20 protein-coding genes, 1 tRNA gene, 1 other RNA gene and 1 pseudogene are annotated in these 23365 nt (G+C 72.3%); 15 read left to right on the top strand and 8 right to left on the bottom strand.

Annotated elements, in window-relative coordinates; translation table 11 throughout:
• Positions 1–99: 99 nt before the first annotated feature.
• The 3 genes from HMPREF3159_RS08150 to aceE form a co-directional block, all read right to left on the bottom strand.
• Positions 100–1101: a beta-ketoacyl-ACP synthase III gene (locus HMPREF3159_RS08150; RefSeq protein ID WP_070500580.1), complete on the bottom strand. Its 1002-nt coding sequence runs from the start codon at positions 1099–1101 to the stop codon at positions 100–102.
• A 1-nt stretch (position 1102) separates the two neighbouring features.
• Positions 1103–2050: an ACP S-malonyltransferase gene (locus HMPREF3159_RS08145; RefSeq protein ID WP_070500579.1), complete on the bottom strand. Its 948-nt coding sequence runs from the start codon at positions 2048–2050 to the stop codon at positions 1103–1105.
• A gap of 115 nt (positions 2051–2165) precedes the next feature.
• Positions 2166–4913 carry a pyruvate dehydrogenase (acetyl-transferring), homodimeric type gene (gene aceE / locus HMPREF3159_RS08140; protein WP_070500578.1) on the bottom strand — a complete coding sequence of 916 codons (2748 nt, stop codon included), beginning with the start codon at positions 4911–4913 and terminating at the stop codon, positions 2166–2168.
• 307 nt (positions 4914–5220) lie between these two features.
• On the opposite strand from aceE, the gene HMPREF3159_RS08135 reads away from it, so the two are divergent.
• Both HMPREF3159_RS08135 and HMPREF3159_RS08130 read left to right on the top strand, forming a co-directional pair.
• On the top strand, positions 5221–5640 hold the full coding sequence (locus tag HMPREF3159_RS08135) for a DUF3052 domain-containing protein (RefSeq protein ID WP_053915699.1): 420 nt from the start codon (positions 5221–5223) through the stop codon (positions 5638–5640).
• A 105-nt stretch (positions 5641–5745) separates the two neighbouring features.
• Positions 5746–5819, top strand: a tRNA-Val gene (locus HMPREF3159_RS08130).
• Positions 5820–6090: 271 nt separating this feature from the next.
• Here the strand turns inward: HMPREF3159_RS08130 and HMPREF3159_RS08125 are convergent.
• Entirely contained in the window at positions 6091–6381 is a 291-nt protein-coding gene (locus HMPREF3159_RS08125) for a hypothetical protein (RefSeq protein WP_246821567.1), read from the bottom strand.
• A 70-nt stretch (positions 6382–6451) separates the two neighbouring features.
• Between HMPREF3159_RS08125 and HMPREF3159_RS08120 the strand changes: the two genes are divergently transcribed.
• From HMPREF3159_RS08120 to HMPREF3159_RS08110, 3 genes are read left to right on the top strand one after another with little or no spacing between them, the layout of a single operon-like run.
• A complete protein-coding gene (locus tag HMPREF3159_RS08120) occupies positions 6452–7729 on the top strand; it encodes an aminotransferase class V-fold PLP-dependent enzyme (RefSeq protein ID WP_070500576.1) in 1278 nt (425 codons plus the stop codon).
• On the top strand, positions 7726–8184 hold the full coding sequence (gene sufU / locus HMPREF3159_RS08115; protein ID WP_010551644.1) for a Fe-S cluster assembly sulfur transfer protein SufU: 459 nt from the start codon (positions 7726–7728) through the stop codon (positions 8182–8184). The genes HMPREF3159_RS08120 and sufU overlap by 4 nt, the downstream gene beginning before the upstream one ends.
• Positions 8185–8189: 5 nt before the next feature.
• Complete coding sequence (locus tag HMPREF3159_RS08110; RefSeq protein ID WP_246821566.1) at positions 8190–9062, top strand: Nif3-like dinuclear metal center hexameric protein; 873 nt, start codon at positions 8190–8192, stop codon at positions 9060–9062.
• 108 nt (positions 9063–9170) lie between these two features.
• On the opposite strand, the gene yaaA is transcribed toward HMPREF3159_RS08110, so the two are convergent.
• On the bottom strand, positions 9171–9971 hold the full coding sequence (yaaA, locus tag HMPREF3159_RS08105) for a peroxide stress protein YaaA (protein ID WP_070500574.1): 801 nt from the start codon (positions 9969–9971) through the stop codon (positions 9171–9173).
• Between the two features lie 127 nt (positions 9972–10098).
• On the opposite strand from yaaA, the gene rnpB reads away from it, so the two are divergent.
• Positions 10099–10459: RNase P RNA component class A (rnpB, locus tag HMPREF3159_RS08100), an RNA gene on the top strand.
• A 75-nt stretch (positions 10460–10534) separates the two neighbouring features.
• Here rnpB and ppgK read toward each other — a convergent pair.
• A complete protein-coding gene (gene ppgK / locus HMPREF3159_RS08095) occupies positions 10535–11335 on the bottom strand; it encodes a polyphosphate--glucose phosphotransferase (protein WP_070500573.1) in 801 nt (266 codons plus the stop codon).
• A 197-nt stretch (positions 11336–11532) separates the two neighbouring features.
• Positions 11533–12420, bottom strand: a complete 888-nt coding sequence (map, locus tag HMPREF3159_RS08090; RefSeq protein ID WP_070500572.1) for a type I methionyl aminopeptidase — start codon at positions 12418–12420, stop codon at positions 11533–11535.
• Between the two features lie 37 nt (positions 12421–12457).
• On the opposite strand from map, the gene HMPREF3159_RS08085 reads away from it, so the two are divergent.
• On the top strand, positions 12458–12643 hold the full coding sequence (locus HMPREF3159_RS08085) for a hypothetical protein (protein ID WP_070500571.1): 186 nt from the start codon (positions 12458–12460) through the stop codon (positions 12641–12643).
• Between the two features lie 77 nt (positions 12644–12720).
• Here the strand turns inward: HMPREF3159_RS08085 and panB are convergent, their stop codons facing one another.
• The gene (panB, locus tag HMPREF3159_RS08080; protein ID WP_070500570.1) at positions 12721–13551 is read right to left on the bottom strand and encodes a 3-methyl-2-oxobutanoate hydroxymethyltransferase; all 831 of its coding nucleotides are present in this window, start codon (positions 13549–13551) and stop codon (positions 12721–12723) included.
• 156 nt (positions 13552–13707) lie between these two features.
• On the opposite strand from panB, the gene HMPREF3159_RS08075 reads away from it, so the two are divergent.
• The 8 genes and pseudogenes from HMPREF3159_RS08075 to HMPREF3159_RS08040 form a co-directional block, all read left to right on the top strand.
• Positions 13708–14235 carry a hypothetical protein gene (locus HMPREF3159_RS08075; protein WP_070500569.1) on the top strand — a complete coding sequence of 176 codons (528 nt, stop codon included), beginning with the start codon at positions 13708–13710 and terminating at the stop codon, positions 14233–14235.
• Between the two features lie 121 nt (positions 14236–14356).
• The gene (locus HMPREF3159_RS08070) at positions 14357–15037 is read left to right on the top strand and encodes a hypothetical protein (protein WP_070500568.1); all 681 of its coding nucleotides are present in this window, start codon (positions 14357–14359) and stop codon (positions 15035–15037) included.
• Between the two features lie 127 nt (positions 15038–15164).
• Positions 15165–16502, top strand: a complete 1338-nt coding sequence (locus tag HMPREF3159_RS08065; RefSeq protein ID WP_070500567.1) for a glutamine synthetase family protein — start codon at positions 15165–15167, stop codon at positions 16500–16502.
• 10 nt (positions 16503–16512) lie between these two features.
• Entirely contained in the window at positions 16513–19644 is a 3132-nt protein-coding gene (locus HMPREF3159_RS08060; RefSeq protein WP_070500566.1) for a bifunctional [glutamine synthetase] adenylyltransferase/[glutamine synthetase]-adenylyl-L-tyrosine phosphorylase, read from the top strand.
• A 139-nt stretch (positions 19645–19783) separates the two neighbouring features.
• The gene (locus HMPREF3159_RS08055) at positions 19784–20701 is read left to right on the top strand and encodes a PD-(D/E)XK nuclease family protein (RefSeq protein ID WP_070500565.1); all 918 of its coding nucleotides are present in this window, start codon (positions 19784–19786) and stop codon (positions 20699–20701) included.
• A 173-nt stretch (positions 20702–20874) separates the two neighbouring features.
• On the top strand, positions 20875–21567 hold the full coding sequence (locus HMPREF3159_RS08050) for a TetR/AcrR family transcriptional regulator (RefSeq protein ID WP_246821565.1): 693 nt from the start codon (positions 20875–20877) through the stop codon (positions 21565–21567).
• Entirely contained in the window at positions 21564–22487 is a 924-nt protein-coding gene (locus HMPREF3159_RS08045; protein ID WP_070500563.1) for an ABC transporter ATP-binding protein, read from the top strand. Before HMPREF3159_RS08050 ends, HMPREF3159_RS08045 begins: the two co-directional genes overlap by 4 nt.
• Positions 22484–23365 (top strand): annotated as a pseudogene (locus tag HMPREF3159_RS08040) (polyketide antibiotic transporter); the annotation flags it as partial. The gene HMPREF3159_RS08045 and the pseudogene HMPREF3159_RS08040, both read left to right, overlap by 4 nt.

Raw genomic sequence — 23365 nt, 5'->3', positions numbered from 1 at the left:
CGGGACGCTGTGCTGTTTCGGTCAGGCGGAACGATGTCACTTCCCGGTCGTGATGCGGGTGACAGTCGTCCGGGCGGTACCGGGCGGCCCGGGCGGGGGTCAGGGGAGGACCAGCACCTGGCCGGCGTAGGCGAGCCCGGCGCCGAAGCCGAACTGCACGAGCACGTCGCCGCTCTTCGCAGCGCCCTCCTCGAGCAGGCGGTGGGTGGCCAGCGGGATCGACGCGGCGGAGGTGTTGCCCGTCTCGGCGATGTCGCGCGCGATCACCACGTCCTCCGGCAGCTTCAGCTGCTTGGCGAGCTCGTCGATGATGCGCATGTTCGCCTGGTGGGGGACGAACACGTCCACGTCCTCGATGCCGATGCCGGAGAGCTCGAGCATCTCGCGGATCTTCTTCGCGGTGTGCCAGACGGCCCAGCGGAACACCGTGCGGCCGTCCTGCTCGAGGGTGGGCCATTCGGACTTCCCGTCGCGGAAGTCGATCGACGAGCCGGTCATGCGGATCGTGTCCCAGTGGTCGCCGTCGCTGCCCCAGACCGTCGGTCCGATGCGAGGGGTGTCGGACGGTCCGACGACCGCGGCGCCGGCGCCGTCCCCGAGCAGGAACGAGATCGAGCGGTCGGTGGGGGAGACGAAGTCCGAGAGCTTCTCCGCACCGATCACCAGCACGTTCCGGGCAGCGCCCGAGCGGATCAGGGAGTCGGCCTGCCCGATGCCGTAGGCGAAGCCGGCGCAGGCCGCGGAGATGTCGTAGGCGATGACGTCGGGCCGACCCAGCTCGCCCGCGAGCAGCGTCGCGAGCGACGGGGTCGGGTAGGGGAAGGAGATCGTCGAGACGACGATCGCGTCGAGGGTCTCCAGGTCGATGCCGGAGCGCTCGATCGCCTCCTTCGCCGCGGTGAGGGAGAGGTCCTTGACGCCGACCTCGGTGCTCGCGCGGGTGCGGGTGACGATGCCGGTGCGCTGGCGGATCCACTCGTCGGAGGAGTCGATCGGGCCGACGAGGTCGTCGTTGGGGACGACCAGGTCGCCGCGGGACGCGCCATAGGCGAGGACCTGCGAGCCGGGGACCGTCCGCGGGGCGGTGAGGGTGATCGCCATCTCAGGCCTCCTGGTCCGAGGGGGTGAGCCTGGCGTGCTCGCGCACCAGGGCGCGGGCGGCCTCGAGATCGTCGGGCGTGTTGAGGTTCGCCAGCGCGATCCCCTTCAGCTCGCGCTTCGCGAGCCCGGTGAGGGTGCCCGCGGGGGCGACCTCGATCATCGCGGTCACGCCGCGGTCGCGGAAGGTCGCCATGCAGGCCTCCCAGTCCACGGGCGAGGCGACCTGGGTGACGATCGCGTCGAGGTACTTCGGGCCCGAGGTGACGACCTCGCCGCCGGCGTTGGAGACCAGCGGGAGGGTCGGGTCGGCGGGGGAGAGCGTCGGCGCGAAGGCGGCGAGCTCCTCGCGGGCGGCCGCCATGTACGGGGTGTGGAAGGCTCCGGCCACCTGCAGCGGGATGACGCGGGCCTTAGCGGGGCCGTCCTCGCCGAGCGCGGCGATCTTCTCGGCGCTGCCGGCGGCGACGACCTGGGCGGCGGAGTTGATGTTCGCGGGGTGCAGGCCGTGGCGCTCGATCGCGGCGAGGACGTCTTCGCGGGTGCCGCCGACGACGGCGGCCATCGAGGTGGGCTCGGCCGCGGCGGCGGTGGCCATGGCGCGCGAGCGCACCGCGACCAGGCGCATCGCGTCCTCGTCGGAGAGCACCCCGCCGAGCGCGGCGGCGGTCAGCTCGCCGACGCTGTGGCCGGCGAGCACGTCGGCCGCGGGGAGGTCCTCCTCGGCGCGCAGCTGCGACGCGGCGACGATGCCCGCGGCGACCAGCAGCGGCTGGGCGACCGCGGTGTCGCGGATCGTGTCGGCGTCGGACTCGGTGCCGTGGCGCAGCAGGTCGATGCCGGCCTGCTCGGAGAGCGAGTCCAGCAGCTCCTCGACGCCCGGCAGCTTGCGCCAGGGGGTCAGGAAGCCGGGCTTCTGCGCCCCTTGGCCGGGGCAGACGATCGCGAGCACAGGTACCTCCAGGGGAGTGAGGGACGGCCCGCTCGTGGGACGAGACGGGCCTCGGAGAGGGGGAGAGCGGCCGTCGGGCCGCCCCTCGCACGGAGGAGCGGCCCGACGGGGGCGATCAGGACTCGCCGCCGAACGAGCCGGACTCGCCGGCGTTCACGTTCGTCAGGTCGTACTTGTCGATGGCCTGGCGGACGACCGAGGGGTCGACCTTGCCGTCGCGGGCGAGCATCTGCAGCGTCTTGACGACCATCGAGTGGGCGTCGATCTTCAGATGGCGGCGGGCGGCGGGACGGGTGTCGGAGAAGCCCCAGCCGTCGGCGCCGAGCACACCGTAGCGGCCCGGGATCCACTCGCGGATCATGTCCGGGACCATGAAGTCGTAGTCCGAGGTGGCCACGAACGGCCCCTCGACGCCCTCGAGGCGCTGGGAGATCCACGGGGTCCGCGGGGCTTCGGGGTTCAGGAGGTTGTGCTTCTCGGCCTCCTGGGCCTCCTTGCGCAGCTCGGTCCACGAGGTCACGGACCACACGTTCGCGCGCACGCCCCAGTCCTGCTCGAGCAGCTCACGGGCGTGCTTGGCCCACGGGACGCCCACGCCGGAGGCGAGCAGCTGCGCGACCGGGCCGTCGCCCTCGGGAGCGGCCTCGTTGAGGTACATGCCCTTGAGCAGGCCCTCCACGTCCAGGTCCTCCGGCTCGGCCGGGTGCACCATCGGCTCGTTGTAGACGGTGATGTAGTAGAAGACCTCCTGCAGGCGGTCGTCCTCGCCGTACATGCGCTGCAGGCCGTCGCGGATGATGTGACCGAGCTCGTAGCCGTAGGTCGGGTCGTAGATGACCGCGCCCGGGTTGGTCGAGGCGAGGACGGGGGAGTGGCCGTCCATGTGCTGGAGGCCCTCGCCCGCGAGCGTCGTCTTGCCGGCGGTCGCGCCGATGACGAAGCCCTTGGCCATCTGGTCGCCGGCGGCCCAGAAGAAGTCGCCGGTGCGCTGGAACCCGAACATCGAGTAGAAGATGTAGAACGGGATCATCGGATAGTCGTGCGTGGCGTACGAGGTGCCTGCGGCGGTGAAGGCCGCGGTCGAGGAGATCTCGTTGATGCCCATGTGCTTGATCTGGCCCTGCGCGGACTCCTTGTAGGCCAGCAGCAGGTCGCGATCCACCGAGAGGTAGTTCTGCCCGTCCGGGTTGTAGATCTTCGCCGTCGGGAACAGCGAGTCCATGCCGAAGGTGCGCGCCTCGTCGGGCACGATCGGGACCCAGCGCTTGCCGGTCTCCTTGTCGCGCATGAGGTCCTTGAGCAGGCGCACGAGCGCCATCGTCGAGGCGATCTCCTGCTTGCCGGAGCCGCGCCTGACGACCTCGTAGGCCTTGTCGCCCGGCAGCTCGAGCGCCTTGTGCTCGGTGCTGCGGGAGGGGACCGGGCCGCCGAGCGCCTCGCGGCGCTGCTTGAGGTACTGCATGACCGGGGAGTCGTCGTCCGGCAGGTAGAATGGCGCGTCGTAGACGCTGCCGGACTCGAGCTGCTCGTCGGAGATCGGGATGCGCAGGGTGTCGCGCAGGGCCTTGAGGTCCTCGGGCGTGAACTTCTTCATCTGGTGGGTCGCGTTGCGGCCGGCGAAGTTCGAGCCCAGGCGATAGCCCTTGATGGTGTGGGCGAGGATGACGGTCGGCTTGCCGTTCTTCAGCGTCATCGCCTGCTGGAAGGCGGCGTAGATCTTCTTGGCGTCGTGGCCGCCGCGGTTGAGCTTCCACCAGATGTCATCGTCGGAGAGGTCCTCGACGAGCGCCTTCGTGCGCGGGTCGCGGCCGAAGAAGTTGTCGCGGATGAACGCGCCGTTCTCCGCGCGGTAGGTCTGGTAGTCGCCGTCCGGGGTCGCGTTCATCAGGTCGATGAGCGCGCCGTCGGTGGACTCCTGGAGCAGCGGGTCCCATCCCGAGCCCCAGATCACCTTGACGACGTTCCAGCCCGCACCGCGGAACTGGCTCTCGAGCTCCTGGATGATCTTGCCGTTGCCGCGGACCGGGCCGTCCAGGCGCTGCAGGTTGCAGTTGATGACGAAGGTGAGGTTGTCCAGGTGCTCCTTCGCGGCGATGTGGAGCGCGCCGCGGGACTCGACCTCGTCCATCTCGCCATCGCCGAGGAACGCCCAGGTGTGCTGCTCGGAGGTGTCCTTGAGGCCGCGGTTGTGCAGGTAGCGGTCGAAGGAGGCCTGCTCGATCGCGTTGACCGGGCCGATGCCCATGGAGACCGTCGGGAACTCCCAGAAGTCCTGCATCGCCCGCGGGTGCGGGTAGGAGGGCATGCCGCGCTCGGAGGAGACCTCCTGGCGGAAGCCGTCGAGGTCCTCCTGGGTCAGGCGGCCCATCGCGAAGGCGCGGGCGTAGATGCCGGGGGAGGCATGTCCCTGGAAGAAGACATGGTCGCCGCCGCCTGGGTGGCTGCGTCCACGGAAGAAATGGTTGAAGCCCACCTCGTACATCGTGGCGATGGAGGCGTAGGAGGAGAGGTGCCCGCCGACGGACACGCCCGGGCGCTGGGCGCGATGGACGACCATCGCCGCGTTCCAGCGGTTGATGTTGCGCAGCTCCTTCTCGAGCTCGACGTCACCGGGGTACTCGGGCTGCTGATCCGCGGGGATCGTGTTCACGTAGTCCGTGGTGAGCGAGTCCGGCAGGTGCAGGTCCTCGTCGCGCGCGTGCTGGATGAGACTCTGCATCACCTCGGAGGCGCGGTCGACGCCACGGTGCTCGACGAGACCGTCGAACGAGTCGAGCCACTCCCGGGTCTCCTCCGGGTCCGGATCCTGCGCGTGGCTCGGCAGGTTGATGCCGATGGGACGAGGGGTCTCGTGCGAAGTCACACTGTCCTTCTCTCTGCCGGAGTCGATGGACCGGCCGCGGGAGCTGAAGAACGCCGGTGGGCCCGGCTCCTGTCGGCCTCGGTTCCGTCCAGACTACCGTCGTGCGACGCGCCGAGGACCTTCACAGACCCTCCTCATCTGTGACGCTCGGGACATCGCCGCCTGCGCCGGGACCGACGTCCGGCGCCGGGAATGCAGGAGAGTGCGCCGTGGCATAGAATCGGCGCGCGCAGCACCTGCGGTGGGCCCGTGCAGGCCGATCGGAATGCTGCGCTCGCACTGACACCACGTCTTGAGGAGTTCTTTCTTGTCACCGTCGGCCGACGCCCCCACGCCCAGCGCCATCGCCGAGGCGCTGAACCTCACCACGGGTCAGATCGTGCAGGAGATCGGCTACGACGACGACGTGGACCACGACCTCCGCGACGCGATCGAGGACCTGATCGGTGAGGAGATGGAGGACGAGGACACCCAGGAGATCGTCGACGCCGTGGTGCTGTGGTGGCGCGACGACGACGGCGACCTCACCGACGCCCTCGTGGACTCCCTGCGCAACATCGAGGCGGGCGCCCCTGTGTGGCTCCTCACGCCGAAGGCCGGCCGGCCCGGGCATGTCGCCCCGGGCGAGGTGCAGGAGAGCGCCGAGATCGCAGGCCTGCGCGTGATGAGCTCGCTGTCGCTGGCCGCCGACTGGACCGGCACCCGCCTGGCCAGCCGCACCAACTGATCGCCACCACCGACGGGGCGCCTCGTTGCGGCGGGGACATCCCGCGCTGACGGAGCAGTCCCCGTTCCGGCGGGGTCGCTCCGCTTCGACGGGGCACCCCGTTCCGGGTCGTTAGCTCAGCTGGTCAGAGCGTCTGGTTTACACCCAGAAGGTCGGGGGTTCGAGCCCCTCACGACCCACCCGAAGAGAAGCCCCCGCCCTGCACTGACAGTGCTGGGTCGGGGGCTTTCTCGCGGAGTTGAGCACAGTCTCAGCACGACTCCCGCGATCATTGCGGCCGTGCTGAGCCCCGCCGCGCACGCCCCGTCCTCGTCGCCCGGCCGTCCCTGCACCGAGTGGCGTACTCCGACCGGTATTCCTCAGCAGTACCGGTCGAAGTACGCCACTCGGTCTGCGTCCGCCTCCATCGCGGGGCCGACGCGGGCAGTCGGCGCGCGACGGGGCGCGGGCTCAGCGGCTGACCCAGTAGGCCAGCACCAGCACCACGGGCACGGCCACGACGAGGCAGCCCCAGGTGATGGCGCTGCGGCGGTCGCGCTGCTTCTCCTCAGGGGTGCGTTCGCGCGGCTCGGGACGGCCGTCCCGCTCCCACTGCTCGCGCTCCTCGCGCCGGCGCACCAGCATGCGGCCGATGATGACGATGAGCGAGACCGCGATGGACACAGCGATCGCGGCGAGGATCAGGGTCTCCACGGGCACCTCCGGGGTCGCGGGCAGAGCGGACTGTGCACAGGGTCTCACGGCCCCGCCCCCGGATCCTGGGCGTTCCTATACTGGCCGGACCGCCATCGACCACAGGAGGCCCACGCAGGTGAGCGCAGCGACCAGACCCTTCGACGTGGACGCGATCAGGGCCGACTTCCCGATCCTGCAGCGGATGCTCGACCCCGAGACCCCGATGATCTACCTCGACGGCGGCGCCACCTCACAGCGCCCCCAGCAGGTCATCGACGCGGAGGTCGCCTATCTCACCCGTGACCACGCCGCGGTCAAGCGGGGCGCGCATCGCATGGCCGGGGCCGCGACCGACGCCTACGAGGACTCCCGCGAGCGGCTCGCCGACTTCCTCGGTGCCCCCTCCGCGCAGGAGATCGTCTTCACGAAGAACGCGACCGAGGCGCTGAACCTCGTCGCCCGGTCGCTCGGCGACGGCGACGCCTCCACCCCCGAGCGCCTGCGCGTGCGCGAGGGCGACGAGATCCTCGTGACCGAGATGGAGCACCACGCGAACCTCGTCCCGTGGCAGGAGCTGGCCCGCCGCACCGGCGCCGTCCTGCGCTGGATCCCCATGGCCGAGGACTTCACCCTCGACCTCACGGACCTCGACTCGCTGCTCACCGAGCGCACGAAGGTCCTCGCGTTCACGCACCAGTCCAACGTTCTCGGCACGGTCAACCCCGTCGGCCGGCTCGTCGAGGCGGCGCGCGCGGTCGGCGCGCTGACGGTGCTGGACGCCGCCCAGTCCGCGCCGCACATGCCCTTCGACCTCGCCGCGCTGGGTGTCGACTTCGCGGCCCTGTCCGGGCACAAGATGCTCGGCCCCACCGGCATCGGCGCGCTCTGGGGCCGCTACGAGCTGCTCGAGGCGATGCCGCCCTTCCTCACCGGCGGATCGATGATCGAGACGGTGACGATGGAGGCCAGCACCTTCGCCGAGCCGCCCGCCCGCTTCGAGGCCGGCACCCCGCCGATCTCCCAGGCCGTCGGCCTCGCCGCCGCCTGCGACTATCTCGATGTGCTCGGCATGGAGCAGATCGCCGCGCACGAGCAGGCTCTCACCCTGCGCGCGATCGACGGGCTCTCCGGCATCGACGGGGTGCGGATCATCGGCCCGGCCGCCTCTCCGCAGCGCACCGGAGCAGTCGCCTTCGACGTCGCCGGCCGCCACCCGCACGACGTCGGCCAGGTGCTGGACTCCTACGGCATCGAGGTGCGGGTGGGCCACCACTGCGCCTGGCCCCTGCACCGCCGCTTCGGGCTCCACGGCACCACCCGCGCGTCCTTCTCCGTCCACACCACCGACGCCGAGGTCGACGCGCTCGTCGACGGCGTCGCCCGCACCGTCGAGTTCTTCGGAGCCCTCTCATGAGCACCCATCTCTCCGCGCTCTACACCGAGCTCGTGATCGAGCACGACAAGCGGCCCCTCCACGCCGGGCTGCGCGAGCCGTTCGAGGCCGAGGTCCACCACGTGAACCCCACCTGCGGCGACGAGATCACGCTTCGCCTGCATCTGTCCGAGGACGGCGCCGAGCGGATCGAGGACGTCTCCTACGACGCGGTCGGCTGTGCGATGAGCCGCGCCTCCGCCTCGATCATGGCCGATCTCCTGATCGGCCACGGCGTCGAGGAGGTGGAGCCGGTGCGCACCCACTTCGAGCAGGCGATCGGCTCCCGCGGACGGATCGAGGGTGACGAGGAGCTGATCGGCGACGGCGTCGCGCTGATGGGTGCGGCGAAGTTCCCCGCGCGGGTCAAGTGCGTGCTCATGCCGTGGAAGGCCTACCAGGCGGCGCTCGTCGAGACGCGGGCGCTGCGCGGATGAGCGCCATGAGCGCCCGGACCCCGGCGACCTCCGAGACCACCGTGACCGTCGACGACGTCGTCGGCGTGCTCGAGGCCGCCTATCCGCTCGCCTGGGCGGAGGACTGGGACCGCGCTGGCCTCGTCCTCGGGGAGCGGGAGGCGCCGGTCTCCCGCGTGCTGCTGGCCGTGGACCCGACGCTCGCGGTCGCCCGCGAGGCGGTCGCCTCCGGCGCCGAGCTGCTGATCACCCACCATCCGCTGCTGCTGCGCGGGGCGAGCTTCCTGCCTGCCGACGACGGGAAGGGCGCGGTGGTCACCGACCTGCTGCGCGCCGGGACGGCGCTGTGGTGCGGGCACACGAACGTGGACCGCTCCACCCGCGGCACCGTCGGCGCCTGGCTGCGGGCGCTCGACCTGCAGGACCCCCGCCCGCTGCTGCCCGATGACGAGGGGGAGGAGACCGGTCACGGCTCCACCCGCTTCGGGCTCGGCGCCGTCGGCGATCTGGCGACGCCCACCACCGTCGGCGGCCTCGCCGAGCAGATCGCGGCCCTGGTCCCCGCGACCGCGCGCGGGATCCTGCACACGGGCGAGGCGGAGCGTCCCGTGCGCACCGCCGCCGTCTGCCCCGGGGCGGGCGACTCCTTCCTGGAGGCCGCCACGCGCAGCGGTGCCGACGTGTACATCACCTCCGACCTGCGCCACCACCCGGCGCTCGAGCACCTCGAGTCCGCGGCGGACCCCGCCGCCGTGCCGGCGCTGATCGACGTGCCGCACGCCGCGAGCGAGGCGCTGTGGCTCCCGCTCGCCCGCGAGCTGCTCACGGAGGCGCTGCCGGGCCTCGACGTGCAGATCACCGCGCAGGTCACCGACCCATGGGGCGGCCGGGCCAGCTGAACCCGGTCGGGTAGGCCGAACGCGACGGGGCCGCCCGGGAGCCGGGGCCGCGGCGCTCGGCCGGACCCGTGGGACGCGGCCGGGCGGACCACGCCCGTCGAGTCGGCGTCAGTCGACCCGGTCGACCACGACGAGCCTGTCCCCGTCCAGTTCGACGCCGAGCCGGGAGCTGCCGCGCCCCGAGATCCCGGCGAGGCCCTCGCCGACGACGCCGACCAGCTCCTCCGCCGTGGCGGGCGCGGCCTCAGCCGCCAGCAGGACACGGGTCACCAGGCCCCGGTAGCGCTTCGCGTCATGGGAGATGACCTTGCGGACCCCGCCGCTCTCCTGCACCGGCGCGACCTCCAGCACCCGCACCCCGTCCCCGCTGCGCATCGCCATCATCGAGCGGTAGGAGCCCGAGCGGCAGTCGACCACCAGCGGTGAGGTCCCCGCGGCCTCCTCCTCTCGCAGCTGTGCGGCGACCGGCTTCAGCCGCGGCGCCCACCAGGACCCCGCCTTCCCCAGCCGCGAGAGCTGCGAGGAGGCGGAGAGACGGTAGGCGGGGATCCGGTCCCGCCCGGCGTCGACCAGGCCCAGCAGGGCGCTCTGGACCAGCACGCGACGGTCGCCGGGGATCTCCGTGCCCGGTTCGAGCTGGTCGTAGAGCACCCCCGAGTACACGCCGAGCGGCGCGGCGGCGGGCTCCTGCTCGAGATGCAGCATGCGCCCGACGAGCTCCGGGGAGGAGGCCGGGACCCCCAGCCGGGAGGCGGCGTCGGACCCCGCGGCGGTGCGGTGCGCGGCCCGCAGCATCGTCCCGCGCGCCTCCCGCAGCGCCGGCAGCGCGAGCTCGTCGAGGTCGAGCGGACGATGCCCCTCCTCGGCGGGCCGGGTCTTCGTCTCCGAGGGCGGCAGCAGGATCAGCATCAGACCATTCTCCGAGGTGGCGGGGCAGGGGCGAGGGAAGGCGCCGCGAGAGCTTCGGCACGTCGGCGCGGGAGCCTGCCCACGGGGGAGGGGGAGGCGCAGGTGGGAGCGTAGACTGCCGGGCGGACCAGTCGGCCGGGCAGCCGCGTCCCCGCGGCTTGCGCCGCGGGGCCGAGGAAAGTCCGGGCTCCATCCGGCACGGTGGTGGGTAACGCCCACCCGGAGTGATCCGCGGGACAGTGCCACAGAGAGCAGACCGCCGCCGCGCCCTCGGGCGGGGCGGTAAGGGTGAAAGGGTGGTGTAAGAGACCACCGCGGTCTCGGTGACGAGACCGGCACGGTAAACCCCACCGGGAGCAAGGTCAGACAGGGAACGCATGAGGGCGCCGGCCCGAGTTCCCGGGTAGACCGCTGGAGGTCGTCGGCAACGGCGACCCGAGAGGGATGGCTGCCGATCACAGAACCCGGCTTACAGGCCGGCTGGTCCGCCCCGCGGGGCAGCCCTGCGAGGGCCGCGCCCGACGGGCGCGGCGCCGGCCGCGGGACGCCCCCGGCCGACGGGCTCAGCTGCCGGCGTGGTGCTTGTCGTCCTTCTTCTTGCCCTTCCGAAGGGCCTTCTCCTCGCGATGGGCGAGCACCGCAGCGCCGATGATCCCGGCTTCGTTGCGCAGCTCGGCCGGCACGATCTCGGCTTCGAGGTCCAGCAGCGGCAGGAACTTCTGGTGCTTCTTCGAGACGCCGCCGCCGACGATGATGCGGGTGGGGCTGAAGAGGAACTCGATGTGGGAGAAGTACTCCTGGAGGCGACCGGCCCAGGTCTCCCAGTCCAGGTCCTCGCGCTCCTTGGCCGAGGAGGCCATGTACTTCTCGGCGTCGTCGCCGTGCAGGAGCACGTGGCCGAGCTCGGTGTTGGGCACCAGGCGGCCGTCGACGAAGGTCGCGCTGCCCACGCCGGTGCCGAGGGTGAACACCTGCACCACGCCGGAGCTCTTCCGGCCCGCGCCGAACTCCATCTCGGCGATGCCGGCGGCGTCGGCGTCGTTGACCACGAACACGTCGTGGCCGGTGCGCTCGGTGAACAGGGCGTCCACGTCGGTGCCGATCCAGGACCTGTCCACGTTCGCGGCGGTCTTCGCCACGCCCTCCTGGATCACGGCCGGGAAGGTGACGCCGACGGGCATGTCCTCTGGGATGTCGAAGGAGCCGAGGAGCTCGGCGACGGTGTCCGCCACGGCCTCGGGGGTCGAGGGCTGCGGGGTCGGGATCCGCACCCGGTCGGCGGCGAGCTCGCCCTTGCCGAGGTGGACGGGCGCTCCCTTGATGCCGCTGCCGCCGATGTCGATCCCGAAGGCCTTCTTGCTCATCGTCTCTCCCTGGTCGTGCGATGCGGGAAGGCCCCGCCCGGTGCCGGGGCGCCGCCCTCGGCGCCCTCTCTCGGGCGCCCACGATACCCGGGCTGCGCAGGCACGCGACGGGGACGTCCGAGGACGGCCCCGCACGGCCACCGGACCCCCGCGGCGGTCGCGGCGAGCGGTCCGCGGGGTCCGGGAACGGACCGGTCTCAGACGACGGTGAGGAGCTCGGGGCCCGCGTCGGTGATGAGCATGGTGTGCTCGAACTGGGCCGAGTAGGACCCGTCGCGGGTGACGACCGTCCAGCCGTCGTCCCACTGGTCCCAGGCCTGCGAGCCGAGCGTCACCATCGGCTCGATGGTGAAGGTCATGTTCTCCTCGATGACGTCGTCGAACATCGGCGCGGAGTCGTAGTGGGGGATGACCAGCCCGTTGTGGAAGCCCTCGGCGACGCCGTGGCCGGTGTAGTCGCGCACCGACTCCATGCCGTGGCGGGAGACGAACTTCTCGATGACGCGGCCGATCACGTTGACCTCGCGGCCGGGCCGGGCCGCCTTGATCCCGCGGAGCATCGCGTCGTGGGCGACATCGACCAGCTCCTGGGCGCGCGGGGCGACGTCGCCGACGAGGAAGGTCGCGTTGCAGTCGCCGTGGACGCCGTGCACGAAGGCGGTGACGTCGACGTTGAGGATGTCCCCGGACTCCATCACGGTCGAGTCGGGGATGCCGTGGCAGATGACCTCGTTCAGGCTCGTGCAGCAGGACTTCTCGAAGCCGAGATAGCCGAGCGTGGAGGGGTAGGCGCCGTTCTCGAGCAGCACGTCGTGGACCACCGCGTCGATGTGGTCGGTGGTGACGCCGGGCTGCGCGGCCTCGCCGGCGGCCTGGAGGGCGAGCGCCGCGACGCGGGAGGCCTCGCGCACGCGGGCGATCACGTCGGCGCTCTGCACGAACGGGCCCGTGTCCGAGACCGCCTCGTCCTTGCCCACGTACTCGGGGCGCTCGATGCGCGCGGGCACGGGCCGACGGGGGCTGAGGGTTCCGGGCACCAGCAGCGCGCGCCCCTCGGGACGGATCCAATCCTGCTCTACAGTCATGTCCACCAGTCTCTCACCGACAGCGAAGGAGACCGACGTGACCGAGGGCACGCAGTACTACTACAACCTGAGCACCGGCGCAGTCGAGGAGGGGGCGCAGTCCCCGGCCACCGAGCGGATGGGCCCCTACGCCACGCGCGAGGAGGCCGAGCGCGCGCTGAGCACCGCCGCGAAGCGCAACCAGGAGTGGGAGCAGGACGACGAGGAGTGGGAGGAGGGCTGAGCCCTCGTGCACGCGGGCTGACCGCACCCGCGTGAGGGCCGTCCGCACCCGCGCGGGCGGCCGGCCCGTCGGCCACGTCAGTCGAAGGAGTGCTCGGCCCCCGGATAGCTGCGCTCCTCGACCTCGGCACGATAGGCGGTCGCGGCGCCGAGCAGCTCGCCGCGCAGGTCCGCGAAGGCCTTGACGAACTTCCCCCGGAAGCCGGACAGGCCCGCCATGTCCTGCCACACGAGCACCTGGCCGTCGCAGCCGGCTCCGGCGCCGATCCCGATCGTGGGCACCCGCAGCGCGGCGGTGACCTCGGCGGCGACGCGCGCCGGCACGAGCTCGAGGACTATTGCGCTGGCCCCGGCCTCTTGGATCGCGAGCGCGTCGTCGAGCAGCTTCTTCGCCGCCTCCTCGTCGCGGCCCTGGACCCGGTGCCCGGAATGGGCGTTGACGGACTGGGGCGTGAAGCCGAGGTGCCCGATCACGGGGATGCCCGCGGCGACGAGCGCCTCGATCTGGGGGACGACCTCGGCGCCGCCCTCGAGCTTGACCGCCTCGGCGCCCGCGCGCACCAGCTCGATGCCGTGCAGCACCGCATCCCGCGGCCCGGTCTCGTAGGTGCCGAAGGCGAGGTCGGCGACGACCAGCGGGCGGGTGACGCTGCGGGCGACGGCCGCGGTGAACACGAGCATGTCCGCATGCGTGGTCGCGGTGGTCGAGGAGTGGCCGAGCACGGTGGTGCCCACGGAGTCGCCGACCAGCAGGGTCTCGATCCCGGCCTCCTCGAAGACGCGGGCGGAGAACTGGTCGTAGGCGGTCAGCATCGCGAAGGGGCGGCCCTGCTCCTTGGCCTGCTGGAGGTGGCGCAGCCGGATCTTCGTCGGAGCGGCAGGGACGGCGGCGGGGGACTCAGTGCTCACAGCGGGCTCCTGGACGGGGACGGGGATCCGGCGCTCCAGCCTAGCGCCGTCCGCGTCGCCCCGGGGCGCCAGCTTCCCGCCGATCAGGTGCGGTGCGGGGCTGGCGTGTGCCACCCTTGGAGCGTCGTGCGCAGACGTCGCCGAGAAGAGGTCACCATGGAACCGCATCCCCTGCGCGGCCCCGCCCGTCGGATCGCCGCCTGCGCCTCCGCCCTCGCTCTCGCGCTCGGCGCCGCCGCCTGCACCGGCGGGGACGACGTGCAGCCCGCCCCGGAGACTCCCAGCACGTCGCCGAGCGGCTCGGCGGGCGCCGCCCCGGAAGCGAGCGACGGCGGCGAGGTCACCGACGCGGATCTCTCCGCGGCGACCGACCGGTTCCTCGGCTTCCTCGGCGTGATCGACGACCAGGACTGGGAGGCCGCCTGCGGCTACGTGCTCGACCCGGGCACCGGCACCGCCCCCGAGGGCGAGCGCCTGCAGCAGTGCGCCGACGGGGCGCGCGGCGCCATGGCGGACTACGAGGAGATGCTGGAGCCGGGGGTGTTCGACCAGCTGGACGCCTCGATGGTCCAGGCCGAGGCCGCCGAGGACGGCACCATCTCGCTGAGCCTGCTCGAGCAGCCGGTGGGGATCCCGATGACCCGCGGCGACGACGGGCAGTGGTACCTCTCGATCCCGTTCTGATCCCGGCCCCGCCGGGCACGGTCATGGCGATGGGGAGTTCTCCCCAGCGACAGCGGCGCCCTTCCCATGTCACTCTTCTCTGGTCAGGGGAACGGCCCCGGCATTGAAGGAGGACAAGACCATGAACTCGATCATGCGCAGGACCGTCAGGGGAACGGCCACCGGGCTGGGCGCCCTCGCGCTCATCGCAGGCGCGTCGGCCTGCGGCGCGATCGGAGATCTCACCGGCGGAGCCGAGGGAGGCGACGACCCCACGGCCGAGCAGCCCGCCCCGGAGGGCGAGGAGTCCGAAGGCGGGGAGTCCGAGGGGTCGGACACCGAGAGCGAAGGCTCGGAGAGCGAGGGCGCCGAGGTCTCCGAGAGCGAGGGCGCCGAGGGCGCAGACACCGAGAGCGAGGACGCCGAGGGGTCCGAGGGCGAGGACGCCGCCGGCGGGTCCGACGGCGAGCCCGTCTCCGAGGAGGAGCTCACCGCCGCGGGGGACCAGGCCTTCGAGTTCGTCAAGGCCGCCGCCACCGGGGAGGCCGAGACCGCCTGCTCGCTGGCCATGGACCCCACCACCGGAAGCGGCATGTCCGGTTCGAGCCTGGAGTCCTGCGTCGCGGGCTTCGAGGAGAGCGCAGAGGAGGCGGGCACGGAGTTCGATCCGTCGGTCGCCGATGCCCTCGACCGCTCGATGGTGGAGACCAGCGACAACGGCGACGGCACGGCGGCCGTCAGCCTCGGGGGCATGGACGCCGGGTTCGCGATGGTGCAGGGCGAGGACGGCAAGTGGTACGTCGACTCCGCCGGGCTGATCTGAGCAGTTCGGATCCGCGTCCAGCGACGCACCCGCCATGCGCCCCGACCTCCGCAGGAGACCGGGGCGCATCCCGTCCGGGGGAGCCCGGAGCCCGCACCGCGCCGGGGACCTGAGGCAGACTTACCCCATGGGACATCTCCATGACGACGTCATCCGCACCGTCTCCGACAAGGACGTGCGGTTCATCCGGCTGTGGTTCAGCGACATCGTGGGGACGCTGAAGTCCATCGCGATCTCGCCGGCGGACCTCGAGATCGCGTTCACCGAGGGCATCGGCATCGACGGCTCCACGATCGAGGGCCTCACCCGCAGCTACGAGTCCGACATGATCCTGCGCCCGGACCCCGCGACCTTCGAGCTGCTGGCCTGGCGCGGCGAGACCAACGCGACCGGCCGCATGATGTGCGACGTCCTCACCCCCGACGGCGAGCCCGCGGCCTCCGATCCGCGCCGTGTGCTGAAGGACGCACTCGCCCGCGCGGAGGAGAAGGGGCTGGAGTTCTTCACGCACCCCGAGATCGAGTTCTACCTCTTCGAGCAGCCCTACGAGGAGGGCTCCCCGCTGCGGCCGGTGGACCACGCCGGCTACTTCGACCATGTCCACCGCGGCCAGGGCCAGGACTTCCGTCGCGCCGCCATCCAGCACCTGGAGGCGATGAACATCCAGGTCGAGTTCTCCCATCACGAGAACGGTCCGGGCCAGAACGAGATCGACCTGCGCTACGCCGACGCGCTCACCACGGCCGACAACATCGTCACCCTCCGCACCGTGGTCAAGGAGGTCGCGCTGTCGCTGGGGCAGGTCGCCTCCTTCATGCCCAAGCCGATGATCGACCAGCCCGGCTCCGGCATGCACACCCACCTCTCCCTCTTCCAGGGCGGCAAGAACGCCTTCCACGAGCCGGGCGCCGAGTACGGCCTCTCCCGCACCGGTCGCCAGTTCATCGCCGGACTGCTGCGCCACGCCCCCGAGTACGTGGCGGTGACGAACCAGTGGGTGAACTCCTTCAAGCGTCTCTGGGGCGCGCAGGAGGCCCCGAGCTACATCTGCTGGGGCCACAACAACCGCTCCGCGCTGGTGCGCGTCCCCTTCCACAAGCCCACCAAGACCACCTCCTCTCGGGTCGAGTTCCGGGGACTGGACTCCTCGGCGAACCCCTATCTCGCCTTCGCCGTGCTGCTCGCCGCCGGGATGGCTGGGGTCGACGGCGGCTACGAGCTGCCCGAGGGCGCGGAGGACGCAGTATGGGAGCTCACCGAGCGGGAGCGTCGCGCGATGGGCATCGAGCCGCTGCCCACCGACCTGTTCCGCGCCCTGGAGGTCTTCGAGGGGTCCGAGCTGATGGCGGACACGCTCGGCGAGCAGGTCTTCGAGTACTTCCTCCGTGACAAGCGCGAGGAGTGGCACCGCTATCGCGAACAGGTGACCGACCACGAGCTGCGCTCGACCTTCAGCCGGATCTGACGGGGACCCCGTGAACGCCGCGACACCGCCCGAGCAGTCCGGCGCGAGCGAGGAGCCGGCGACCACCACCGGCGCCCTCGCCCGCCTCGGCTTCAGCCGCACCGACCGCGTCAGCCGCTTCCTCTCCGAACCGGCGCTGCGCGGCCTCGGCGACGGTGCCGCGGAGGCCCTCGGCGCGACGGCCGACGGGGACGACGCGGTGCTCGGCCTGCTGCGCCTGGCGGAGTCCGCCCGCGAGGCCGGCCAGGACGCCCTGCTCGAGGAGTTCCTCGCCGGGGTGGGCACCGCCGACACCCCGGGACACCGGCTGATCCGCCTGCTCGGCGTCTCGGTCGCGCTCGGCGACGTGCTCGCCCGCCACCCCGAGAGGCTCGAGCTCCTGCGCGAGGGGGACGACGAGCTCGCGGTCCCCGCCGCCGCGGTGCGCGAAGCGCTGCTCGAGGCCGTCGGCGCCGATCCGTCGGCCCAGGTTCCCGTGGCGAGCTCCGGCGGCCGCGAGGAGCGCGACGCGCTGCGCGCCGCCTACCATCTGCGCCTGGCCCAGATCGCCGCGGCCGACGCCGTCGCCGCCGACCCTGACGCCCTCCAACCCCGCGTCTCCGTCGCGATCAGCGACCTCGCCGACGCCGCCCTCGAGGCGGCCTCCGCGATCGCCCGCGCCACCGTCGAGGGGCACGAGCAGGTGCGCTGGTCCGTGATCGCGATGGGCAAGACCGGCGCGCGGGAGCTCAACTACATCTCCGACGTCGACGTCATGCACGTCGTCGCCCCCGCACAGGAGGGGTGCGAGGAGGAGGACGTGATCACGATCGGGGCCGCGCTGGCGAGGGAGCTCGCCCGCGCCTGCTCCGAGCGCACCGCCGAGGGATCGCTGTGGCAGGTGGACGCGAACCTGCGCCCCGAGGGCAAGGACGGACCGCTGGTGCGCACCCTGGACTCCTACCGCCGCTATTACACCGAATGGGCGAAGTCCTGGGAGTTCCAGGCGCTGCTGAAGGCCCGCGCCGCCGCCGGCGACCGTGAGCTCGGCGCCGCCTACGAGGCGATGGTCGAGCCGTGGGTGTGGCAGGCCTCCACCCGCGAGGGCTTCGTCGAGGACACCCGGGCGATGCGCCGCCGCGTCGTCGCCCACATCCCGCGCGCCGAGGTTGACCGCAACATCAAGCTCGGTCCCGGCGGACTGCGGGACGTCGAGTTCACCGTCCAGCTGCTGCAGCTGGTGCACGGCCGCGCCGACGAGCGGCTCCAGGGCCGCTCCACCCTCGACTCCCTCGCCCGGCTCGGCGAGGGCGGCTACATCTCCCGCACCCACGTCGCCGAGATGGACGAGGCCTACCGCTTCCTGCGCTGCGTCGAGCACCGCCTCCAGCTGCACCGCCTGCGCCGCACCCAGGTGCTGCCCACCGCCGCCTCGGACCTGCGCCGCCTCTCCCGCAGCCTGGGCCTGAGCACCGACGAGTTCGCGGGGCGCTACCAGCGCACCAGGCGACGCGTCCGCCAGCTGCACGAGGAGATCTTCTACCGGCCGCTGCTGCTGACCGCCTCGCAGCTGTCCGACGGGGAGATCGCGCTGAGCGCCGAGGACGCCCAGGCGCGCCTGGCCGCGATCGGCTATCGCGACCCCGGCCGGGCGCTCGCGCACATCTCCTCCCTCACCGAAGGGATCTCCCGCCGCGCCAGGATCCAGCGCCAGCTGCTCCCGGCGATGCTCGAATGGTTCGCCGACGGGATCGACCCGGACCTGGGGCTGCTCGCCTTCCGCCGCCTCTCCGACGAGATCGGCTCCGCCCACTGGTACATGGGGCTGCTGCGCGATTCCGGGCTCGCCGCGAAGCGTCTGACGAAGGTGCTGGCGGCGAGCAGGTACGTCGGCGAGGAGCTCGAGCGGATCCCGGAGGCGGTGCGCTGGCTGGCCCGCGACGAGCAGCTGCGGCCCCTGTCCCGCGAGGTGCTGGGCCGGGAGTTCCTCGCCGTGATCACCCGCGTGGGCACCGTCGAGGAGGCGCGGGACGTGCTGCGCCGCACTCGCAGCCGCGAGCTGCTGCGGATCGCGCTCGCCCATCTCACGGACGTCGCCTCCGCCGCGGAGGTCGCCTGTGCCCTCACCGACCTCGCCGAGGCGGTGCTCGAGGCCGGGCTGCTGGTCGCCTATCACGTCGTGGCCCGCGAACGGAAGGTCGTCGGCGAGGAGGCCGAGCCGCTGGACGGCGTCGACGAGGTCGACGAGACCACCGCGGCGGAGTTGCGCGAGCGGCGCTCGGATCCCGCGCGGGCGCTCGGCGTGGAGCTGGCGATCATCGCCCAGGGCAGCTTCGGCGCCCGGGAGATGGGGTATTCCTCCGACGCGGACGTGCAGTTCATCGCCGTGGACCGGGGTGCCGGCGGCGACACCGTCGAGATCACGAACGCCGTCGCGACCCAGATCCAGAAGATCCTCAACGCCCCGGTCGCCCGCTCCGACATGAAGGTCAGCGCCGAGCTGCGCCCAGAGGGGAAGGTCGGTCCGCTCACCCGCACCGCCGAGTCCTGGATCGACTACCTCCGCCGGGATGCCGAAACCTGGGAGAAGCAGGCGCTGCTGCGGGCCCGCGTGGTCGTCTCCTCCGAGGGCCTCGGTGAGCGGCTGACCGAGGAGATGGACCGCCACCGTTATCCGGATGGCGGTCTGGAGGAGCAGGACCGTCGGGCGATCACGCGCATGAAGGCGCGGGTGGAGTCCGAGCGCCTGCCCCGCAACGCCGACCCCGGCCGGCATCTCAAGCTCGGACGCGGCGGGATGACCGACGTCGAGTGGTGCACGCAGCTGCTCGCCCTCGAGCACGGCCACGAGGTCGAGGGCCTGCGTACCACCTCGACCCTCGCCCAGCTCGAGGCCGCGGTCGCGGCCGAGCTGCTCGAAGGTCGCGAGGCCGAGGAGCTGCGGGCCGCCTGGACGCTCGCCTGGCAGCTGCGGCGCGGTCTGTTCCTGTGGAAGGGGCGCGAGGGGGAGGTGCTCCCCAGCGATCGGAACGACCTGCGGGCCCTGGCCCTGCTGATCGACGGCGAGGACGCGACCGCGGCGGAGCTCGAGGACCGTTATCTCAAGGTCACCCGCCGCTCCCGCACCCTCGCCGAGCAGATCATCTTCGGCGAGGACGGCTGAGCCGACCCGCCGACGTGAGACGCGCCCGCCCCCGGCGCGTCGGCCCCTCCCCGGACAGGCCCGGGGCGGCCGAGCGCGTACCGTGGGAGGCTGTCCGCCCGCGTCGCCCCGCGCGACCCCCGCACCCCTCCGAGGACCGATGACCACCCCCTCCCTGAGCGCAGACACCCCGCGCGGCCGCATGTACCGCCTCGAGCCCGAGGGTCCGCTGATGTACCCCTCGATCACCACCGTGGCGGGGATGCGGGCCAAGGACTTCCTGCAGGGCTGGTACGCGACCATGGCCTCGAAGCGGGCGCTGGACATGTACGCCTGGCTCGAGCGGAACCCCGACCGCGCCGCCTCGGAGATCTCCCGCGTCACCCGCGATCGCTGGGGCACCCAGAAGAAGATCGCCGCGGCCGCGCCGGAGTACACCGCCGCCGCCTCGGACTTCGGCACCCTGGTCCACTCCGCCTGCGAGGACTGGGGCACCAGCGGCACACGGCCCGACGCGGATCACATCGGCGGGATCATCGAGCGGATGCGCACCGGCTCCGGCGCCTTCGCCACGGAGAAGGACCTCCGCGGCCTCGTCGCCCGTGCCGAGGTGCGGCTGGACGGCTACGGCCGCTTCCTCGACGACTTCCAGCCCGAGTTCGTGGAGGTCGAGCAGACGGTCGTGAACCACTCCGTCGGCTACGCCGGCACCACCGATGCGATCGTGAGGATCGGGAACACGCTGCTCAGCGCCGACATCAAGACCTCGAAGAAGGTGCGCGGCGACTACGCGCTGCAGGGGGTGGCCGTGTGCCGTGCCGAGCTGCTGCTCGACGACGACGGCTCCACCCGCGAGATGCCGGAGCTGACCGGAGCGTTCATCATCCATCTCCCCGAGGAGGGCGGCTACCAGGCCGTGCCGCTGAGGACGGGGGAGGAGGAGTTCGAAGTGTTCCGGGCTCTGCGCGCGGCGTGGTCCTTCGAGCCCGACGAGTGCGCGCTCGAGCCCGCCGCCGACCCCAAGGGCCTCGTGCTCTCGCTGCTGCGCACCAAGGGAGGGCTCGACGCCCTGGGCTGAGCACTTCACGCCCTCCGACTCCGCGCGCCGGTCCCTTCGGGGCCGGCGCGCTCGCATCTCCGGACGATGAGTCCCTTGCCCCTCATTGAACGCACGTATAGCGTGTTGAACGTCAGTTCAATACAGGGCCTGCGCGCATCCGCGGAGCGGGCCCGATGCCCGAGGAGAGCTGCATGGCAGAGTCCGCCCCCGTCGACGAGCGGATCCTCCAGGCCGCGATGCGACGCTTCGCCGTCGACGGCCTGGGCGCCCCGCTGCGCGCCGTCGCACAGGACGCCGGGGTCAGCGCGGGCCTGATCATCCACCACTTCGGCTCGCGCGAGAAGCTCCTCGAGGCCTGCGACCGGCGCGCCCTCGAGGTCACCCGGCAGCAGAAGAGGGCGGCGGTGACCGGTGGCGTGGGCACGATGCTCGCCCAGCTCGCCGCCGTGGAGCAGTACGCGCCCGAGACGGGCTACGTGCTGCGCCGCCTCCAGGCCGGCGGCCCGCTCGCCCAGCGGCTGATCGAGGACTTCATCGCCAATGCGAGGGACTACTGCGAGGAGGGGGAGCGGGCAGGGGTGCTCAGCCCCAGCCGCGACCCCGAGGCGCGCGTGCGGGTGCTCGCGCACATGGCGCTCGGCTCCCTCGTGCTGCAGATGCCGGGCCAGGGGGCGCAGATGGACCTGGAGGACCTCCCGCGGTGGATGCGCGAGTACACCGACTCGCTGACCCTGCCCCTGCTCGAGCTCTACACCACCCCGCTGCTCACCGACGCGAGCCTGCTGGACGCCTATCTCGCCGCACAGGGCGACGCGGACACCGCGGCCGACGAGGGCGCGAACGCCACCGACACCACCTCACCGACCGACGGGAGCCCGACATGACCAGCCCGGAGCCTGCGGTCCACGTTCGCGACCTCACCAAGACCTTCGGCGCCACGAGGGCGCTGGACGGCTTCGACCTCACCGTGCCCCACGGCGAGGTGACCGGCTTCCTCGGCCCCAACGGCGCGGGCAAGTCCACCGCCATCCGCGTGTTGCTGGGCCTGTTGCGGGCTACCTCCGGGACGGCCCGCGTCCTGGGCAGGGACCCCTGGAGGGACGCCGTCGCGATCCACCACCGCCTCGCCTACGTCCCCGGCGACACGAACCTCTGGCCGGGCCTGACCGGCGGCGAGGCGGTCGACGTGCTCACCCGCGGCGAGAGCGGGGAGCGCCACCGCCGCCGACGTGAGGAGCTGATCGAGCGCTTCGAGCTCGACCCCACCAAGCGCGCCCGCACCTACTCCAAGGGCAACCGCCAGAAGGTCGCGCTGGTCGCCGCGCTCTCCCGCGACGTGGACCTCTACATCATGGACGAGCCGACCTCCGGCCTCGATCCGCTGATGGAGGCGATCTTCACCGACGAGGTCGCCCGCCTGCGCGCCGCCGGCCGCACCGTGCTGCTCTCCAGCCACATCCTCGCCGAGGTGGAGAAGCTCTGCGACACCGTCACCATCATCCGCGCCGGGAAGGCCGTGGAGTCCGGCACCCTCGCCGAGCTGCGCCACCTCACCCGCTCCACCGTCGCCGCGACGACCGACGCCGATCCTGCGCCGCTCACCCGGCTCGACGGGGTCCACGATCTCGTCGCCGAGAACGGGCGCCTCCGCTTCGACGTGGACGACCGGGCGCTGCACGACGTGCTCCCCGTGCTCACGGCCCTCAGCGTCACCGGCCTCACGATCACCCCGCCCTCCCTCGAGGACCTCTTCCTGCGTCACTACGGCGAGGAGCTCGAGCCCGTGTCCGAGGACGCGTCATGACCGCCGCGACCGCCGCCCCCGCCCATCGCGGGCAGCGCCGCGCGGCCGGCCCGCTCACCGGGCTGCGCTCCCTGCTCCGCCTCCACCTCCGGCTCGGCCGGCGCGGCATCCTGATCTGGACCCTGGCCGTGCTCGTGCTCGTGCCCGCCTCGATCTATGCGATGGAGGGCATCTACCCCGACCAGGCCGCGCTCGACGCCCGGGCGACGCTGCTGGACAACCCCTCGGCCGTGATGATGACCGGCCCGTTCTTCGCCGCCGACCACTACACCTTCTGGGCGATGGTCGCCAACGAGCTGCTGCTCTACCTGCTCGTCCCGGCCGCGATCATGTCGATCCTGCTCACCGCCCGCCTCACCCGCGGCGAGGAGGAGTCCGGACGGCTCGAGCTGCTGCGCTCCCTGCCCACCGGCCGCCTCGTCCCGTCGGTCTCCGCCCTGCTGGTGGTGGCGCTGGCGAACCTCGCCCTCGGCGCCGCGGTGGCCGCAGGGATGCTGATCGGCGGCGGGGCCGTCGTCGACTCGCTCGCCCTCGGGCTCGCGACCGCGCTGACGGGGCTGGTGTTCGCTGCGGTCACCGCCGTCATGGCGCAGCTGAGCGAGCACGCCGGCACCGTCTCCGGCGCGACGCTCGGGATCCTGGCGCTCGCCTTCATGGTGCGCGGCGTCGGCGACGTGATCGACCGTCAGGGCTCCTGGCTGTCCTGGTTCTCGCCGCTCGCCTGGGCGCAGCAGACGCGCGGCTTCGTGGACCTGCGCTGGTGGCCCCTGCTCGTCTCCCTCGCCGCCGTCGCCGTGCTGCTGGTGATCGCCGGCCGGCTCTCGCACCGCCGCGACCTCGGGGCCGGTCTCCGCCCCGCGGCGGCCGGACGCGCCGCC

Source organism: Brachybacterium sp. HMSC06H03, from assembly GCF_001807385.1.
Taxonomy (GTDB): domain Bacteria; phylum Actinomycetota; class Actinomycetes; order Actinomycetales; family Dermabacteraceae; genus Brachybacterium; species Brachybacterium conglomeratum.
The sequence above is the reverse complement of the archived record's forward strand: the minus strand, read 5'-3'. Positions and strand labels throughout refer to the sequence as shown.

What these genes read in the sequence shown, in the direction of transcription:
- HMPREF3159_RS08150 (WP_070500580.1), bottom strand. Translation starts at nt 1,101, where the DNA reads ATGGCGATCACCCTCACCGCCCCGCGGACGGTCCCCGGCTCGCAGGTC.
- sufU (WP_010551644.1), top strand. Translation starts at nt 7,726, where the DNA reads ATGAGCACCCATCTCTCCGCGCTCTACACCGAGCTCGTGATCGAGCAC.
- HMPREF3159_RS08110 (WP_246821566.1), top strand. Translation starts at nt 8,190, where the DNA reads ATGAGCGCCCGGACCCCGGCGACCTCCGAGACCACCGTGACCGTCGAC.
- yaaA (WP_070500574.1), bottom strand. Translation starts at nt 9,971, where the DNA reads ATGCTGATCCTGCTGCCGCCCTCGGAGACGAAGACCCGGCCCGCCGAG.
- ppgK (WP_070500573.1), bottom strand. Translation starts at nt 11,335, where the DNA reads ATGAGCAAGAAGGCCTTCGGGATCGACATCGGCGGCAGCGGCATCAAG.
- map (WP_070500572.1), bottom strand. Translation starts at nt 12,420, where the DNA reads ATGACTGTAGAGCAGGATTGGATCCGTCCCGAGGGGCGCGCGCTGCTG.
- HMPREF3159_RS08075 (WP_070500569.1), top strand. Translation starts at nt 13,708, where the DNA reads ATGGAACCGCATCCCCTGCGCGGCCCCGCCCGTCGGATCGCCGCCTGC.
- HMPREF3159_RS08070 (WP_070500568.1), top strand. Translation starts at nt 14,357, where the DNA reads ATGAACTCGATCATGCGCAGGACCGTCAGGGGAACGGCCACCGGGCTG.
- HMPREF3159_RS08065 (WP_070500567.1), top strand. Translation starts at nt 15,165, where the DNA reads ATGGGACATCTCCATGACGACGTCATCCGCACCGTCTCCGACAAGGAC.
- HMPREF3159_RS08055 (WP_070500565.1), top strand. Translation starts at nt 19,784, where the DNA reads ATGACCACCCCCTCCCTGAGCGCAGACACCCCGCGCGGCCGCATGTAC.
- HMPREF3159_RS08050 (WP_246821565.1), top strand. Translation starts at nt 20,875, where the DNA reads ATGGCAGAGTCCGCCCCCGTCGACGAGCGGATCCTCCAGGCCGCGATG.
- HMPREF3159_RS08045 (WP_070500563.1), top strand. Translation starts at nt 21,564, where the DNA reads ATGACCAGCCCGGAGCCTGCGGTCCACGTTCGCGACCTCACCAAGACC.